This window comes from Mycetohabitans sp. B3 (assembly GCF_021498065.1).
Classification (GTDB): domain Bacteria; phylum Pseudomonadota; class Gammaproteobacteria; order Burkholderiales; family Burkholderiaceae; genus Mycetohabitans.
Genome location: NZ_JAHLKN010000042.1, coordinates 1 through 17,373, shown reverse-complemented (window position 1 = coordinate 17,373; position 17,373 = coordinate 1). Strand labels below are relative to the sequence as shown.

Below are 17,373 nucleotides of genomic sequence, written 5' to 3'. Positions count from 1 at the left end.
GTATTACGTTCTCAGCATCGGCTCCGGCTAAGTGATCTGTACGCATGATAGCCTCCGTTGCGTTCGCCTTGATTCACTTAAGCTTACGACTTAAGCTTTGGTTGGTCTCGCACTACATAGGATCTAATGAGCTTGCTGCGCTCGCCATTGATGGGTGCGGCGCCAGATTGACCATCGCAGAACAGCGTTAATCGAGTTCAATCCCCTCCATAAAAGACGGCATAGCAATCGGCGAATCTCTTGCACGCTCAGCAGCACCATCCCTTCGGGAGTTTTTTACTACACGCGCCAAGCGTAACCAGAACGGCATGGGCTAGCAGCGCGAGGGTGATATGTTGATACCAGCCCTGCCATCGGCGCACCTCGTACTGATCCAAACCGCGTTCGCCCTTGGTTGCCTTAAAGCTGATCTCGATTTCCCATCTGCGCCCCACCACATTAACCAGTGTTCTGCTTTGATGCCTTGCGGCGCGCCGCATAGACGATGTAATAGGCATGTTCCCGTTTCTCATCGAGACTGCGGCCCCGAAATCCTCTGCGGCTGACGAACTCCTTGAGGGCGTCTCGGATCCGGTCCTTCGCGCTTGCATCAGTCTGCTAATAGCCGATCTAGAGTCCACTAAAGCAAAGTTGCTTACGGCACGACATCTTGCCTCGAAAACTCAGTCCTGGTAACCGACGCCGTACGGTGCCGTTCTCGGCTACGCTCTCCAAAGGCACATCAGATTGCCACAACCGAGCCAACGCGTCGTTCTACACGTGGCGCGCAAAGTTCAGAGGCATGGAGGTGCCAGAGGCGCGCCGGCTCAAGAAATCTCTTCAAAACTCGGGGCGATTCACTCGTCATCTTTTTCTTGACATATAACCTGGGTTTCATAAAGTAAGTTAAAAGGATCTTCGAGAAATTTAATTTAGATGTGTATTTCATTTATTTTTTATTTCTTTGGAGAGAATACGTGTGTGCAAGCGCACGACTGAAAAATTAACAGGGTATGTAGTAATTGTCGGTCTCTCAGGAGAAGGGGTTTGGGTCTGCAATTGTCAAGTCTAGTGATGGTAGGGCTCGGTATTCGCGGGGACAATCCGCCTTTGGCCGACCAGCCGCCGCTCGCCGATGGAATACATCTGCGCTGGACGACATCGCGCGCGCGCGCGTTTCCGTGGCACGGCTTTTTCTTGTTCCGCCGGCGAGGAAACAGGGAAGTGCGTCAAGCCTGCATTTCGGCGCAAGGTCAGCCGCCGAACCCCGGGCAAACCGAGCTCTCTTTCGGCGACGGCCGCCTGACGAGCCCTGTACCCCTCGTTTTTACCAGCGATTGGCCGTCGCCGGGCATCCAGGGAATCGATTTACGGGGCCGTCCGTATGTTCGCTTTGACCGCACGGCGGACCGGTTGATGCGCCAGTTCCGACTCAGAATCGCGTTCGGTGAGCCGCGCAGCGCGCGTCGCTGCATCGATTTTGTCGCGCAACCGGAGCTCGTAAGTTTACCGATAATGATTGACGGCGTCAAAATCAGTGGAGGCGGGCCGCGTGCGGGCGCCGCCCGCGCGGTGGTCACGCCTTCAAAGCATCCTGGCAGACCGCCCATGCTGGTCGTCGGCGCGCCACTTGAGGTACTGCTGCCGAGGGGAGCGGGCACGGTCGATATTCAATTAATCGGAGCGGGCACTGTTATCGTCGTTGAAGGCTTCGACAGTGCGGGGCAAAATTCAGCGCGGCAAAGCATCGCCGCCGCCGACGATGAGCCGCAGATTATCCGTATTGCCGGCGAAGAAATCGTGCAAGTGCGCATCCGGCCTGCTCAAGGGCTGCTGCGTCTGCTTCAGATCTGCTTTACACCGGTCGAAGCCGGTTACCAAAGAATCTCCGTAGAAGGGCTTGACCAGCTGCCCGGGACCGATCTCGCCGATGCGATGACGGTCGCTTCTCATGAGGTGACCGGCTCGCCCGGAACGATCGCCATTGTCGAACTGTTTGCCGACCGGATGACTGGCGTGCGCGTCGGCGGTGGCGACGCCGCCGTTCTCGACATCTGCTGGGGCGAGGTAAGCGATACCGCAACGGCCGGGTGGCAACCGGTGCCGCACTGTCCTCAACCGTTGTCGTTGCCATCACGTCATCCGGACTACCCTGCATGGACCGGCGCGGTCGATCAGGCGGCCTCTGAGGCGGCGGCAGTCGGCCGCGTTCGCTACGGCGCCCCCGGAATTTGGGCTGGCGCGGCGTTCAAAGATCTGTACGAGGCTTGCATCCGGCTGGTCCAAGGTGGACCTGGCGCCGGCCCCATGACGGCCACCTCGCGCACCATCCCGCTACCAGCGCCTCCGGACCGGACAACGGCGGCGCTCAAGAGCTTACACCCGCTCGACATAGTCATGGCCGGATCGCTCCATCGACCGATCGCCGAGATGCTTGGGCTTTCCTGGGCCGATGAGACGGCGCAGCCTGGCGAGATATTCGACTATATGGTCGTTGCGGACCATGCGGGCGTGTCTGGCGGCGATCCTCGCAAAGTTCTCGCGCACATCGTTCAGTCGGGCTTTGATGATGGGATCGACGCCTGGATCGTCTTTGGATTGCAGGTTGAGCCGCAGGCCCCTGTTGCCTCGCCCGCTGGCACCGTCGTCTATGCTCTCCCCGGCGGGCCGGTTCGGGACGACGCTGGCGTCGTTCGAAACGCGGCCGGGAGCGCCGGTCTTGATTGGCCCCACGGACCATCGGTGCTTGGCTGGCTCGATCCACGCGCGCCTGTCATGTACCATGTCTACCGCGCCAACTGCGGCACGGAGAACACGCCTGTGGTGCCGGCCGAGGCGCGGAACTGGCTGACGAAAAATCGGCCGCTCGTCTCGGCCCGTCCGGCTGGAGCGCCTGGCCCGCTGTCGGCGGCACTGCCTACCTGGCCGCCGAAAGAGCCAGGATACCTGGATTTGCGGCTAGACGAGGGATGGTACGCGTACCAACTCGTCGCGGTTGATCTCTTTGGCCGGTTTAGCCCGAAGAGCCCATACGCCAACTGGTGGCAGTGGGCGCCGGAGCCGGTTCCACGGCCCTGGTATTACGTCGGCAGCAACGTCGACGCCGAAATCCATCCGCAAGCTGTCCGCATTATCGACAAAACGCGCCCCCCCGTGCCGCTAGGGGTTGAGGCGTATGTGCTCGATCCCGACGATCCCATCGTTGTGAAGGACGCAGCCTACGATGCCTGGCGAGCTGGGCTCGGTCTTGGTGGGGCAGCAACGATCGGGCTGCGCCTTCGATGGCGTTGGAGCCCGGAGCAGCAGCAGCGGGCTCCGAACGTGTCGGAGTTTCGTCTCTACTGGTCGGGGGGCTCCGATCCACCGGCAGGCTGGCAAGAGCCGGCTGCATGGCAGGACCGTTTCTTCGTCTGCTCCTACGGCAACAACGTCATATACGAGGGAGATGGAACCCGCATCTACGAAATCTTCTTGCCGGCTGCGGGAGACGGGCCGATGGCGGGCGGTGTGCCGCTCGCCCCAAACGTTGCCAAGGTGATCGCTTATGCCAATGTAAGCGCGACCGCCGCGGATTCCACGTCCAGCACAGCGGATCGTTGGCCGGGCGCGGGTCCATTCGCGGAGCGGCCCGGAAACGAGAGTCAGTGCGCGCCTCCGCAGCGCGTATTCCGGGTTTGGCGGCAGCGGCCTGTCCCCCCGTCGCCGATTGTCGACAGCGACCGGGTCTACGCGACGCCTGCAGACTGGCACGGCTATTCGTACCACACTTTCCGCTGGGTGCCGCAGCCGAACTTGTCCGCACATGTCTGGCGCGCGCTCGATGAGGCGGTTTTCGAGGCCGACTGGGCGGCACAGCCGCGCACGCCGCTTACCGCTGCCGACCCTGCATTTCCGGATGTCGCAGCAGAGCCGATTTGGACGCCAGGGAAAAAAGCGCAAGTCGCCGAGCTAATTAATGCCATCGGAGCTCTTCTGCCAATCGGGCCCTCTTCGGCGCAGAAAGCGGCGGCGAAGCCGGGTGCGATGGCCCTCTACCGCGCCTTCAGCGACGACGCGCTGCGCGTCCTCGCGAATCGACAAGGATGCGAGCGGGCCTTTGTCCAAGTCACCATCAAACCGTTGGCTGCTGCCGATGCGCCCGACCGGCGTGGCCCGGACGATCCCGCCGGCTATGCTCCATCGTCCGCGCGCTGTGCCTATGTCGACAAAGTTGACGGTCGGGCTACGAACCGTCTACTCTATCGCGCCTCCTTCGTCGACGGTGCGCAGAACCGAAGTGTTCTCGGCGTGTGCGCAACCCCGGTGCGGTTGCCCGACGTCACGCCGCCTCATGCGCCGGCGATCACGCGTGCGCTCGGCGGTGACCGTCGTGTGGCGCTGCAATGGGCATCGAATCGGGAACCCGATCTGTTCGAATATCGAGTCTACCGGGCGTCGAGCGAGCTTGATGCGCGGGACCTGCGGACAATGATGTTCCGAGCGGCGATTGCGGCCGATCCCGATCCAGCGAATCGTCCAGTTACTGTCGAATGGACCGATGATCCCGCACCAGGGCTTTGCGACCTTTGGTACCGGGTCGTGGCAATTGATCGGACAGATCCGGACCCGCGCGGGCATGGCGGCAATTTTTCCGAGCCGTCGACGGCGATCCGCGTCCGAGCATTCGACGAGTTTCCGCCCGAGCCGCCTGCGATCACTGTGGCTGAATGGATAAGGATTGACGATTCCGGGGAAAGGTTTGCGTTCGAGGCGCCGATCCCAGCCGGAGCAACCCGGCTACCGGCGATCCACCTGGGCTGGGAAAACGCGGGTCAGGGTACCCGCCTCCTTGTCCAGCTTCGCCCCGCTTCTGAGGCAACGTTCCAGAACGCGTCGCCGTGGCTTGCGCCCGGGACAACGGACTACGTATTTCTATCGAATCGCACTTTCGAGCAGGTTGATCTTCGCCTTAAGGTCCTTAACGAGGTCGGCCACACGAATGTCGTTTTCCATCCGGCCATCATCACGCCGGTTTGACTCTAGCACGGAGAACCAATGGCTTCGCTTGACCAACTCAAGACAAAATGGTTTCTCCCCCTCGCTGGTAATGTACTTGGCGTCCCACAGAGTCGCCATACGGTTGGAGGATCGGGACCTCAGCTGTCCGTCTCGACCGATGGCAATACCGTCGAATTGCTGATCGACGGTAAGTCATACATGAAGCGCTGGCATTTGAACATGGTCAAAGCCGGGCTGACGGAAGCCTATCATACGGGCTGGCGGTTCGAGGCCGTCAACCCACTCGGCTATCCGACCCCGCCAACGGCGCTTGAGGATATGAGCAGCGCGCATACGGCCGGCGCAGCCATCTATCCCCTCCTTTCCTCGCATACTGGATCTGTCGTCACCAATGGACTCGCAATCGACCGACTTCGACTGCACCACGGCATCTGGACGGCGTGCCTTGACAATCGCTTTCCACCGGCAGGGAGCAATCATCAGAAAGTGGCCGTGTTTAAAATGCCCGGGGGCAGCACGGCGGTGCTTGGCTCAATTGACATCTCGAAGACCCGCTGGGACGACTCGACACACGCGACCTTCGTCGTCGGCCGAGACCCTGCCGGTGCACCAACGCACGACACAGGCGTCGCGATCACCGGTCCCGCTGTCGCGGATCTTGATCTGTGCTTCCGCGAGCGATGGAACGACAGCTCCCGCACCCTTGGCATGAAACCGCTGCTGCCACCACAGCCGCTCATCACAACGCCTGTCGGGGGAGCGCCGGCTGGAGGGACGCACTCCGTCCAAGTGCTGCGGAACTTCGGCATCACGAATGCCTTCTCCGGCTACAGCTGGTCGCCGCGCGGCGAGTTCACCATTTGGGCCTCGTATCTTAACGCGATCCGCACAGCCTCCGCCTACCTCTATATCGAGGACCAGTATTTCCTGCCGTGGGATTACCCACCGCGATTCTCGCGTCCAGCCAGCCCCGGCCGCGATGTCGACATCGTGTATCAACTAGGCGAGGCGATGCGGCGCGGCGTTAATATCGTGGTGTTGACACCGAGCAACGCCGAAGATGCGGCGCACATCTACCAGAAGTACCAGCGCGACCTCGGGGTAAATTACCTGCTCTCCATCCGTTCGGCGGGTTCGCCCGGTGACATTGTCGTGGCGTCGCTCCAAAATGGCACCGACGACGTCTACGTTCATTCTAAACTCATGATCGTCGACGATGAGCTTGTCTTGATTGGCTCGACGAACGTCGGGCAGAGAAGCATGACGTACGATGGCGAGGTCCACGTCGGCATCGTCGACGCAGTCGGGGGCTTTGCGCGCGAGTTTCGCAAGACGCTCTGGGCGGAGCATACTGGGCGAGCACCAGGAACGCTTGACGATCCAGTGGCATCCTTCGCGTTGTTCAAGGCAGATACGGCGGCGAACGCCGGTCACCTCAAACCCTACCCACTCAACAAATTAGCTCTTTATCCGGTAGGACCCGGGACCACGCCGCCGCCTGTGGGCCACTCACGCGCGATCCGCGACTTGATCGACCCTTACGCCGGCCCGCCGGCGCTTGCCTGAACCGGAGCCACCTCATGTCTGTTTTCGAAGGCTTGCCGCTGCCCAAGGCATTCCGGACGGAGCTTTTCCCGATCGACCGGCTCGATCCCGGCGGCGACATCACGGCGCTCCTCTCCAAAATACTGGTCACCGACTATCAAGAGACGGTATTCTCGCCGGAACCCGGTGGCAGCTTCTCAGTCGGACTGACGGTCGCAGAGGAGCTCGTCGTCAGCCTTGTCGGACTGAACGGCTTCACGCTAATCCTTGGAGGCGCGGGCGCAGCGAGCGTCACGCTCGAGGCGGAGGTTCGTCCGTCCGGGCTGAAGGTGAAACTGGACGGTGGCGCGCGGCTTCGTTTTCCGCGCGAGATGCTCAAGCCCGTGATGATGAGCAGCAGCGGATGGGTGGATGACCCCAGCCGGCCCTTTGTTGAGATCGCCATTGCCGTCGGGATTGTCATCGACCAGGACTGGAACGTAACGTTCGACGGCGCCAATGCGTTTACGCTTTCTCCGGCAATGGTAGCGGATTCGGGATTTGTCATCGAAGGCTCGGTTGCGCTGGACTTCTCGGACACCACGGGCCTGCCGGAGGCCGAGGCGCTGGGGCTACCCAACAGCTGGCGCGGGGTCGTCTTCCGCAACCTGACCGTGCACCTGCCGTCGGCAATTACCACCGCCGTGCCGATCGCGAACATCGTCTTTGAAAACTTCCTCATCGGCTCGGGCGGCGTCTCGGGACGGATTCGGCTAGCTGGGGCGCCAGCGAGCGGCACGCTGGCCGGTTTCCCTTTCACGCCGAGCACTTTCTCGGTCGAGCTGAAGCAGAACGCGCTGATCGGAGTCGAACTTACCGGCGACATCACGCTTCCCTTTTTCGACGAGTCGCTCTCAGTCACAGCAGGATTCGACCTGGCCGGGAACCTCATGCTCGGGGTGCACAGCGTGGACGGCAGCGGGCCCGTCACGATCAACAAGCCTGGGCTTCTCGCGATGACGCTCGACAGCATCACGCTCGGGCGCCAGAGCGACACGTTCTTCGTCTCGCTCAGTGGCACGATTCGGCTGGAGGTCGCGGGCCTGGAGTGGCCGACCTTTCGCGTCCAGGCGCTTACGATCGACGACACTGGTCACGTCTGCATCGAAGGTGGATGGCTCGCCCTGCCTGAGCAGTATGTACTGAGCTTCTATGGCTTCCAGCTGGCGATCGTCAAGATCGGCTTTGGAACTGAGAGCGACGGCAAACGATGGATTGGCTTCAATGGTGGCATTAAGCTCGTCGAAGGACTGCCGGCGGGCGCCTCGGTCGAAGGCATGCGCGTCCGGTGGTCGCCCGGCGGCGCGCTCAATCCGTCGCTGTCGCTCAACGGTGTTGGTATCGAGTTTGAGGTTCCTGGGAGCCTGTCATTCAAGGGCTTTGTCGCGATGCGCCAGCCGGAGCCGGGCGTGTACCGCTTCGATGGTGACATCGAGTTGAGGCTTACTTCGCTCGATCTCGTCCTCGACGGCGAGTTGGTGGTCGGCTACGATCAGCCCGCCGATCTCACCTTTTTCGCCATTTATGTCGGCGTCGAGCTGCCTGTCGGGATCCCTCTGTGGTCGACTGGATTGGGTCTCTACGGACTCGCCGGCCTTTTTGCGTTCAACATGGAGCCCGGCCGCGCTCCAGCCGAGGCCTGGTACGAAGTGCCGCCAGAGGCTAGCTGGTACCATCGGACCCCCCCGGGTGTTGGCGTAGCACGGCTCGGGAAGTGGACCGACGCTAAGGGTAGCCTCGGCCTCGGCGCTGGTATCACCCTTGGCACCGTAGCCGACAACGGCTTCACGTTCGCCGGCCGGCTGCTCCTTGCCATCGTCTTTCCGGGTCCCATCATCCTCATCGAAGGACGGGCCAATGTCTTGAAGTCACGCTCGAACCTTGGCGACGAGCCCGTTTTCCGTACCCTCCTGGTCATCGACAACCGCGTCGGTACCGTCACCGCAGGCCTCGATGCGCGCTACTTGATTGCCGACGGCGGCGAGTTGATCGATCTTCACGGTTCGCTTGAGGCGTTTTTCAACTTCCATGACGCCGGAGCCTGGCACCTTTATCTCGGTATAGACGAACCTCGTGAGCGCCGCATTAGTGCTGATGTCTTCCGGCGCATCTTCCGCGCCGACTCTTATTTTATGATCGAAGGGCACCGGTTACGCACGGGCGCCTGGACCGGCATCGACAAGCACTGGCATTTCGGACCGCTCAGTGTGGATATCTCTGCTTGGATTGATGGGCACGCTGATCTCTCGTTCAAGCCCGCCTACTTCCAGGGCTTGCTGTCGTTGCATGGCGGATACGGCGTATCGGTGTTCGGGTTCGGCTTCCATCTGGACGCGGCGGCAACGCTGGCTGCGGGCGTGTTCGACCCGTTCTTCATCCACGCCGACCTCAGTGTGTCCGTGAGCCTGCCGTGGCCACTGCCCGACTTCCACGTCGACTTTTCGCTCGAGTGGGGACCGGACGCCAAGCCGCCACTGCTGCCGGCCACAGTGAAAGAGGTCGCGCTTGGTCACGAGCTCGTGTGCACGACTTGGCCGCTGCCCGCAGGAAGTTTGCTATTGCCGGCAATCGATGCGGGCTCGCCGCAGCGCGAATTTTTTGCTGATCAACCACCCGCACTGCCGGCACCCGACTCCGCGCCACCCGACGCGGGCACTCTTCCCGTTGTCCCGCTCGACGCGCGGCCCGAAATCACCTTCGGCTGCTCCGTCCATGATGACGCCCTGGTGGGCGCCAATCCGCAGCCACAGTACCCGACCGGCAGACCCGCCGGTTGGACGCAGATCGGCAATCCCACCAGCAACGAGGGACCCGTGTTGATCCGGCCTGCAGTGACGGAGATAAGGCTCGATCGCTGGATCGATACCGCCTGGCAGGCTGTCGCGCGGTCCGGCAAGGTCCCCGACTCATCGCTTCCGGCCGCGACGCCAACGCTCTATGGGACCTGGATGCCCACCATGGCCCCACCGGGCGGCGGCCCTGGGCCAGGGCAGACTAAGCTGCGAGTCTGGACCAAAACACCGTTCAGCTTCTCCCGCCGGACGATCAGCCAGTCCTGGCCGGACTGGTTCGTCTCAATGTTCCCAAACTATCCCTGCGTCGCCCTCCCGGAGGACCGTTGGGTCTGCTGCAATTTTTCTGCATACGTTCCCGGCGACCGGTTGACGCCACCGTGGACGTGCCCTGGCAACGATGCGTTTGTTGTGAGCTGGATGGTGCCCCCGCCGCCTATCGTTGCGGCCCATGTGCTCGCGGCACACGCCTCCGCGGCGAACGGACTGTGCTTTGCGCCTGAGAGTGAGGCAGAGATTCTCCTGCTGCGGGACGTAAAGCAAATGGCCGTACGAACCTTCATTGACACGGCGCGCGGGACGGCTGCGTGTGTCGACTTCTTTGACCGTAAGCCGGAACAGGGCCCGAACCCGCTCGTCGAAGGCGGTGTGCGGTTCATAACGTTTGCCTCCGGCGGCAATCCCGCGGACTCATCTCAGATCCGGTCGGTCGCTCTCGCAGACAGCTCGCAGGCAAGTGGAATAGAGTGTGGCGCCGAGCTTCATTGCGACTTTGACGCTACCGCGGGCCTGATCCGCGTCGCAATCTCATCTGCCAACGACAGCGTGATGGTGATCGGACTCGACGCCTTGGGCCGTGTCGTAGCCCAGCAAGCGGTTGGACAGCGCCTCCGTATTGTCGAAGTTATCCTTGCCGCGCCTGATGCCTCCGTCACACGCGTCGTGGTCCGCGCGCGCGAACCGTCAACGACGCTAGTGCACCGCATCTGCCGGGAAGGCGGTGGCATGGTCCACGTCGATGCCTACGATGCAGGCAAGCGTCTGCTGTCGAGCACCCCAGCGAAAGATGGAGCAGCCGTGATTGATGGGCGGGGCGTCGATCATCTTGTCGTTTCAGCTAACGGCAACGGCTTCTGCCTCCTCGAAGTGTGCGCCCTCGTCGGCCTCGATGCTGGTGAACAGGCGGAGTGGAAAGCGATGAGTCAGCACACCCTCGAAGAGCTTGCGCGGTGGAGTGCGGATGACGACGTCCTGCCGCCGCATACGACGTTCCGTCTCAAACTTGTCACCGAACTTGGCGTTCGATTGCCATCAGGCTCAAAGGTGCCAGACGCCTTTGCCGGAACCCGCACGATCACACAAGTATCGTATTTCCGTACGGAGGGGCCGCCTGGACTTTCCGCGCTAACGCCGTCGGGCAACGCTCTTATTCCGAACGCAGGCACCGGCGGCGCCACCGCGCCGCCGCGTATAGCGACCGGGCTCGAAGGCCTGTCCCGCTATGTTCGCCAGACGATCCCACCGACCGTTCCGCCGCCGGGACAACCGCCAATTCTGCCCCGGCCGGTCTACCGTGGTTACGACGCGGGCGTCATCTTCGGGGTAAACTACGTCGATCTCATGTACGCGCTGGCGGGACGCGACCTATCGCTCGTTCTCTATGATATGAACGACCGGCCAGTCCGTGACGCTCACGGCCGACTGGCGGTACTGCCGAATCGGTGGGCGCGGACCGACCAGATCGACCTGACCGACTCCGAGAGGCGTTGGCTGGAGGTGCTCAACGACGCTCACTGCACGACGGGGACGGTCAATCTCGGGACCGTCGCCCGCAACAAGATAGTCGGCGCCACCGGATTTGTGCTCGATCCCGTGACAACCTACGAAGCGCGGCTGTTGCCGTTGCTGGCGCACGACACCTTCGACGGCTACGCGCTGGGTGCGACCGCCTCCGGCAGCGGAGCTGCGCTAACAGGCGGCACTTTCACCTGGAACGTGCTCGACGTAGGATCGGACGAAGCGCCTTCGATTTGGAGGATCGGGGAGAGTGGCGCGCCCACTAGCCGCTACGTTGAGGAGACCGCTGCAGTCTCGAGTGGACCGGGCGTGCGCAACGCCCCGTTCCCTGGCGGGACGCTGCTATCGCTCGCGGACACCTTCCGCCAAGCTTCCGGCGCTCCCGACCAGCCATCGGCTTGGACCGACTACCGGCTTGCGGCGTTGGTGCGCTCTGCTGGCAACGGGATCATCGGGCTAGGCGTTCGGATGAAAGGCTGCCGCGGCTATCTCGTGAAGCTCGACCGCCAGCGCAACCTCCGCCAACTCGTGCTGGTGTGTCCGAGATCCGCGCGAGTTCTCGCCGAAGCGACGGGCGGGTATCCCATGAACTCCGATCTGCAGATTTTAATCGAAGCAGCGGGAGCGAACCTGCGAGTACACATCGACGGCGACCTCGCCTTCGATATCGCCAACACGGCATGGGCCAGCGGCACGGTCGCTCTTTACACTGCCGCCAATGCCGGCGCGCGTTTCGCCGACGTCCGAGTGGACGACCTGCGGACGACGGCGCCTATTGTCTACCGATTCCAGTTCACCACGTCCGCTTTCGCTGATTTCAGGCATCATGTGCTGAGCGGCGACGACCGCACGATCACGACGGTGCCTGCTGATGCAGCGCCGATCGCGATCACCAGCGCCCTGGCCATTGACCCTGCCAGTCCCGCCGCTGGGTCTGCACCGGGGGAAGTGGAGGCACGTGCCTTCGACGCGGTCGCCGATGGCGCGCTCGGTCCCGCCGCCCGGCAGGCCATCGGTCGGTTCGAGGCGACGCGCCTGGTCACAAGCGGACAGACTACGGCTCTTCTCGTTCGCACGGCAGAGCCGATCGATTGGGAGCGAACCACGCTAGCAACGAGTTCAGCCGATCCAGTTCCGTCGCCTGTGCCGGCCAAAGGAGCCAAGTTAGCGGAGATCGGCTTTGCGATGGGCATCCCACCGGATCCGCAGCAGGAATGGGCAACGGTGCTCCTTCTCGAGGACCGCGACCTAACTGGCCTTGCCATTGAACGGCGGACCGTGCCGAGCCCTGACGCTGGAGACCTCCCAGCCGGCACCGCGCTATGGAATGGCAATTTTCTGGAAGCTGACGAGATCGGGGACGGCGCGCCCACTCTGCAGTGGCAGCCAACCTTCGCTGACCTATCTGAACTCTCGTTTGTCGTCCCACCGGGAGCAGGCGTTCCGCAATGGAGCGCCACGTTGGGCGTGCTCTCGCAGACTGGCGCCTTTACGACGCCGGATTCAACGCCACTTGGTTATCCACTTGAGCAGCCGTCACGCGGCACGCTCGCGCTTGGCCCCCCGCTCACGGCGGCAGACATCCAACTGACGATGAATCTTGACATGCCCGGAAACGGGGCGGCCGGCGTCGTGTTCCGTTACACTGACGAGCAAAACTACTACCGATTTTCTATTGACCGGACTCGCCGCCGGCGTGTCCTCGCGCGCTTTTCAGGCGGCGCTTTCCAGGTGCTGCATGCATCGACCCTCCCACCGGGTGTGACCACGTACGCGGTCGTCGTGGAGGCGGTGGGAAGTCGTCTGACCGTGCACGTCAATGGCGTCCTCGTTGCGTCCGTCATGGACCCAACCAACGTCGGCACGTCTGTTGGTTTCTACGCGCAGCGGAACCCGCAAGCTCGTTTCAGCGGCGTGCGTATCAACCGCATCCTAAGGACGCTTCGCGAGTGGCGTATCGACGATTCTTCTCCCAACGGCGATCGCGGCATCTGGCGCATCGCTTATGGCGTACTCGCCAGCGACATCGCGCAACCGCCAGCGACGGGCGAGAGCTACGCGGTACTTGCCGCCGGCGCATGGTCCGATTTGCAAATAAACGCGACCCTGGTGCCGAAGGCCGGCGGCGTCGGAGAGTGCGGGTTGGTGTGGCGCTATGTCTCGCCGCGCGACCACGTGCTGCTCGCCCTCGACCCGGCCGCTGCGACCGGACGGCTCGTGGTCCGAACCGCCGGGACGGATACTGTGCTCTGGTCCGGCTCGATGCCCCCTGGTGGTCCAGCTCGGCGCGTTTCCATCGAGGCGATCGGGCATCGCCTCATGCTGTCAGTCGACGGGACCGTGCTTGCCGACATCGCTGACGCGGGCCTGGGCAAGGGAACAGTGGGCGCGTTCGCTGCGTTCACCGCTGGAATCGAGGTCGCACCGCCGGAGATCCTGCACGCCGTACCCACCTTCGAGCGGTGGTATGCTTTCGAGGCCGAGCCATTTTTGGTCTCGGGCCGGCGCGTGCGGATCACAGCCTCTATGGAGCCAGAAGGCTACGCCTCGCGCGCAGGAGAGGAGGCGCGATGGAAGGGCCTTGCGGCGGCAGAATTCCTGCCCGGCTTCCCGAAAGAGGGCGTGGATATGCGGCTTGTCGACCACGCCGGTGCCGTTCTGCACGCGCGGCGGTTCCGTTCGAGCGCATCCTACACACCGCTTGCTGTCCGCATCGTGCGCGCCGCGGATGGCACCGGGTTTGTGCTCGTCCCAACCGGAGCGGGCAGCCTGCCAACTGGGGAAATACGCATAGAATTCACATTTCGCCGTGACAACACGACGTTGAACCAAGACTCGCTGGTTCTACGCCAGGAAGGAGAAACAAGTCCTGAGACGGTTGCGATCACTGTCGCCTGACCGACTGCCGGACCACCGTTTCCTCCCCCATCGACTTTGCTATCGTGAAGGGGATTCCGTTGCGTTAAGGCAGTCGGTTAAGATTTTGTCAACAGTACTTAGAAGTGGCTTTTCCCCACTTTATGTGACGTTTCACGTCACAAGTCAGCACTGATTCAACACGCGTGTACGAAGCAGTTGGAAGTCGGCGCGGCCCTACATTGGGCGCTTGAGAAACTTGAGCCGATTAACATGGCCCTCGACGATGCCGTTGCCGTAAGGCGTGAGTCGTGCAGCGTGTACGGCATCGTAGTCGTGACCAATGCTTGGCTGCAAACCGCTGCATGCTTGCGGCGCGCCACGTGTGATGCCTTCCCAGCGCAATCGCGCGACACGATGCGGATTGCGCGGTTTCCTGTTAGTCAGTTCGCCACCGATGTCGCGATCGGGCAACCGGTCCAATGGGCGCCGTTGCTCGATGTCGACCAGTAGGGTGCCATAGCGATGAGCGTGTTTGACTGCCCAGTCATCGACACCAACTATGGTAGGGGTGGATGTCGTCGTGACGTATTTTTGACCGTTGCGCTTGAGCAAACGAAGCATCGTTTCGCCGCTGATCGAAATGCCTAGCTGCTGCGCTAGGCGCGCACCTGCGGCGCCACTGAGCGCCAAGCCCACATGCCACAGCACCGTCTGTGCTCGGGCTGTGCGGCGCTGCTGATACGCAGTGAATGGCGCAAGGCATTAGGCGAATGTTCGCCGGCGACACATTGTGTTATCGCAATGAAAGCGCCGCACCTGGATTTCCAGGGTGACGCGATGGCCGCTACACGGTAGATCCTCAACGCGTCGTCGGTATCCTCCGTGTATCCGGGAGCTGGTCGCCCCACACGCCGCGCAGTGCGCAACGAGCCCTTGATGTTTCAGGGCAACGATGAGCCGATGGCCGATCATCTCCCCTCCGAGAATGCGCATGTCGGCAGCGGGTAATAGGCGTTGAAGGAAAGAAAAATTCACGCCGATTATCCGAGTGATTCGGATTGCTTCACGGCGATGTATCCAGACGTGAAGCAGGCTCGCGCCGTGCCGTTTCTGCGCGATGCCGTAGCATGGTACGCCAGCATGGGTGTGCGCATCTGCAGGCTGCTCACTGATAATGGTTCGGCGTTTTATTCGCGTGAATCCGCTCGGGCCTGTTAGGAACTGGGCATCCAGCACAGATTGACACGGGTCTATCGCCCACAGACCAACGGCAAGGCTGAACGCTTCCTCCGGTCAGCTTTGCGCGAGTGGGCTGATGCCGGGCCTACCCAAGCTGCACGCATTGCCGAGAAGCTTTAACAAGCTGGCAGCACCACTACAATTGGTATCGCGCGCACAGCGCCATCGGAGGCATTGCACCGATGGCAAGACTTTCTGAGTCGAGAAGTTACCTTTTGACACTTCACACGCCAAGTGTGTCCAACCGTTCTTCGCGCCGGAAGCATGATCCTCAAAAAGGTGACGGGCATCGACGCCAGCGGCGAGCAGCGCGCCGCGCTGCAAATCCTTGCTCTGCGATATGCGCATATAGCCAACCAGCATAGGCGGATAACTATCCGAAATAGGCGCATAGCGATGGTGTTGCGCGCACATTTTGAAGGTGCTACACGGGCGGTTCACGAGGTGAAACAAAGCCTGTCACCAAACCGTTGTTTGCCGACTAATCCGCCAATGCTTCGCAGCGTTGATCTTATGTAATCAAACGATTACAATCGAGTCATGACCTACACGGTGAAATTGCTCGACGAGTTCTCCAGTTGGCTCAAGAGCCTGAAGGACGGACTGACCAGACAGCGCTTGAACAAGCGACTACGGAAGGCGCAGCTTGGTAACTTGGGCGACGTGAAGCCAGTGGGTGAAGGTGTATTTGAGATGCGCGAGCCATTCGGTCCTGGCTGGCGCATGTATTATGTCCAGCGCGGTGAGACGCTCATCGTGATGCTGGGCGGTGGCAACAAGTCGACTCAGCAGGCTGACATTCACCGGGCGATTGCGTTAGCGAATTCTTTGGAGGATTGACCATGACCCAGCGAATCAAAGTTTCCCAACTTCCCGAGTTCGATGCGGCCGAGTACCTGAACAGCGAAGAGGATGTCGCGTCGTACCTAACAAGTGTTCTTGAAGAGAATGATCCAGCGCTGCTGGCCGCAGCCCTTGGTGACATCGCCCGTGCTCGGGGGATGGCGCAGGTGGCCAAAGACTCTGGCATCGCACGCGAAGCCCTGTACAAAGCGCTTCGGCCTGGCAGCGCGCCGCGCTTTGAGACGATCAGCCGCGTTTGTGCTGCCTTGGGCGTGCGCCTGGTGGCACAGCCGCTGCATTGACGGAAATTTTTGTGGTTTCCGGCTTACAACCCGAGGTTCAGCTAACTCATCAGCTCATCTCGTGCTACCCGCGCATAATACTTTGCGGTTTTTCTACGCAGCTGGATCTGCGTTTTTCTTGTCAGACGCCGTCGTGCCGTGCGCCATGAATTGCCCCGCGGCTGGACCAAAAAATCAACGACGGCCCGCGTCCGGCTCGCTACGTGGGCACCCGGCCTGACCAGTTCCGGCGACGCCGGCACGACCTGCGCGTGTTGCCCTTTACACAAAATGTCAAGTCACCACTGGTCCTGCCCATCCGGGGACAGGTGCCGACAGAAGTTGCCCATGGTGCCGCTGGCGACCTCGGAGAGGCACAGGCCTTGCCAAGCAGCGAGCCGCGGCCACCGCGCACGCGGCGCTGCTCGCTGCACAGGCGCGCCTGCCGGAACTGGAGCCCGCGCTGGCGGCGGCTGAGGCAGCATGCATGAGCGCCGCACCAGCGCGCGCCTGATCAAGGAACGGGATGCGGCAGTGCGACGCGCCGACGAAAGTGACGCGCAGCGCCGCGCTGAGCGGCAAGCGCTGCAGGCGCAATTGGGGGACGCACGCCAGCACATTGGCATGCTGGAAGGCAACTTAGCCGCGCTGCAGCGCGCGAACGCCGACGCTGAAAAAGCGCGGCGCGTACGGCAGCGCAGACCCACCCAGTCCGCATCAGGCCAGACCTCGGGCCCGATTAGGCGGCCGCGGCCGCGCCCGCCCACGCGTGCGCTCAAAAAGACGCCGTGACGCCGTCACCGACATTCGCTTTTTATACAAAGGCTCATGTGGCCGCAGGCCGGTTAGCAAGCATAGGTCAGCCTATCGCCGATCTCGGGCAAGCCTCGAATCATCATCGCTCCGGAGGGCACTGGGCGGCAGAAGGCCAAGATAACGGGATGCCATCGCCTGAACGCCATGTCACGGATCGGCGTAATCTAGCCGGGGATGATCGGCAT

At 62.0% G+C, this 17,373-nt stretch carries 8 protein-coding genes and 3 pseudogenes; 7 read left to right on the top strand and 4 right to left on the bottom strand.

The genetic code is table 11. The annotated features are described in order from the left end of the window. Positions 1 to 187 precede the first annotated feature (187 nt). Positions 188 to 522: pseudogene (locus KQH55_RS14525) on the bottom strand (transposase); the annotation flags it as partial. 504 nt (positions 523 to 1,026) lie between these two features. On the opposite strand from KQH55_RS14525, the gene KQH55_RS14520 reads away from it, so the two are divergent. The 3 genes from KQH55_RS14520 to KQH55_RS14510 are packed head-to-tail and all read left to right on the top strand — an operon-like array spanning position 1,027 to position 14,048. Beyond that, entirely contained in the window at positions 1,027 to 4,995 is a 3,969-nt protein-coding gene (locus KQH55_RS14520; RefSeq protein ID WP_235091497.1) for a hypothetical protein, read from the top strand. A gap of 18 nt (positions 4,996 to 5,013) precedes the next feature. Then, on the top strand, positions 5,014 to 6,543 hold the full coding sequence (locus KQH55_RS14515) for a phospholipase D-like domain-containing protein (RefSeq protein ID WP_235091496.1): 1,530 nt from the start codon (positions 5,014 to 5,016) through the stop codon (positions 6,541 to 6,543). A 14-nt stretch (positions 6,544 to 6,557) separates the two neighbouring features. After that, positions 6,558 to 14,048: a DUF6603 domain-containing protein gene (locus KQH55_RS14510; RefSeq protein ID WP_235091495.1), complete on the top strand. Its 7,491-nt coding sequence runs from the start codon at positions 6,558 to 6,560 to the stop codon at positions 14,046 to 14,048. A 195-nt stretch (positions 14,049 to 14,243) separates the two neighbouring features. On the opposite strand, the gene KQH55_RS14505 is transcribed toward KQH55_RS14510, so the two are convergent. Together KQH55_RS14505 and KQH55_RS14500 are read right to left on the bottom strand one after the other, a co-directional pair. Continuing rightward, positions 14,244 to 14,717 (bottom strand): transposase, encoded by a 474-nt coding sequence (locus KQH55_RS14505; protein WP_139337288.1) that lies wholly within the window; start codon positions 14,715 to 14,717, stop codon positions 14,244 to 14,246. A gap of 54 nt (positions 14,718 to 14,771) precedes the next feature. Continuing rightward, the gene (locus KQH55_RS14500; RefSeq protein ID WP_235091494.1) at positions 14,772 to 14,981 is read right to left on the bottom strand and encodes a transposase family protein; all 210 of its coding nucleotides are present in this window, start codon (positions 14,979 to 14,981) and stop codon (positions 14,772 to 14,774) included. 90 nt (positions 14,982 to 15,071) lie between these two features. On the opposite strand from KQH55_RS14500, the pseudogene KQH55_RS14495 reads away from it, so the two are divergent. Next, positions 15,072 to 15,478 (top strand): annotated as a pseudogene (locus KQH55_RS14495) (integrase core domain-containing protein); the annotation flags it as partial. A gap of 16 nt (positions 15,479 to 15,494) precedes the next feature. Here KQH55_RS14495 and KQH55_RS14490 read toward each other — a convergent pair. After that, positions 15,495 to 15,611: pseudogene (locus KQH55_RS14490) on the bottom strand (recombinase family protein); the annotation flags it as partial. Positions 15,612 to 15,788: 177 nt separating this feature from the next. Between KQH55_RS14490 and KQH55_RS14485 the strand changes: the two are divergent. From KQH55_RS14485 to KQH55_RS14475, 3 genes are all read left to right on the top strand, one after another. Next, complete coding sequence (locus KQH55_RS14485) at positions 15,789 to 16,088, top strand: type II toxin-antitoxin system RelE/ParE family toxin (protein WP_076794310.1); 300 nt, start codon at positions 15,789 to 15,791, stop codon at positions 16,086 to 16,088. A gap of 2 nt (positions 16,089 to 16,090) precedes the next feature. Beyond that, entirely contained in the window at positions 16,091 to 16,393 is a 303-nt protein-coding gene (locus KQH55_RS14480; RefSeq protein ID WP_170872344.1) for an addiction module antidote protein, read from the top strand. Between the two features lie 462 nt (positions 16,394 to 16,855). Then, a complete protein-coding gene (locus KQH55_RS14475) occupies positions 16,856 to 17,164 on the top strand; it encodes a hypothetical protein (protein WP_235091493.1) in 309 nt (102 codons plus the stop codon). Positions 17,165 to 17,373: the final 209 nt, after the last annotated feature.

Bases quoted from the DNA above. Each gene is read 5' to 3' on its own strand.
- KQH55_RS14515 (WP_235091496.1), top strand. From the start codon at position 5,014: ATGGCTTCGCTTGACCAACTCAAGACAAAATGGTTTCTCCCCCTCGCT.
- KQH55_RS14510 (WP_235091495.1), top strand. From the start codon at position 6,558: ATGTCTGTTTTCGAAGGCTTGCCGCTGCCCAAGGCATTCCGGACGGAG.
- KQH55_RS14500 (WP_235091494.1), bottom strand. From the start codon at position 14,981: ATGATCGGCCATCGGCTCATCGTTGCCCTGAAACATCAAGGGCTCGTT.
- KQH55_RS14485 (WP_076794310.1), top strand. From the start codon at position 15,789: ATGACCTACACGGTGAAATTGCTCGACGAGTTCTCCAGTTGGCTCAAG.
- KQH55_RS14480 (WP_170872344.1), top strand. From the start codon at position 16,091: ATGACCCAGCGAATCAAAGTTTCCCAACTTCCCGAGTTCGATGCGGCC.
- KQH55_RS14475 (WP_235091493.1), top strand. From the start codon at position 16,856: ATGCATGAGCGCCGCACCAGCGCGCGCCTGATCAAGGAACGGGATGCG.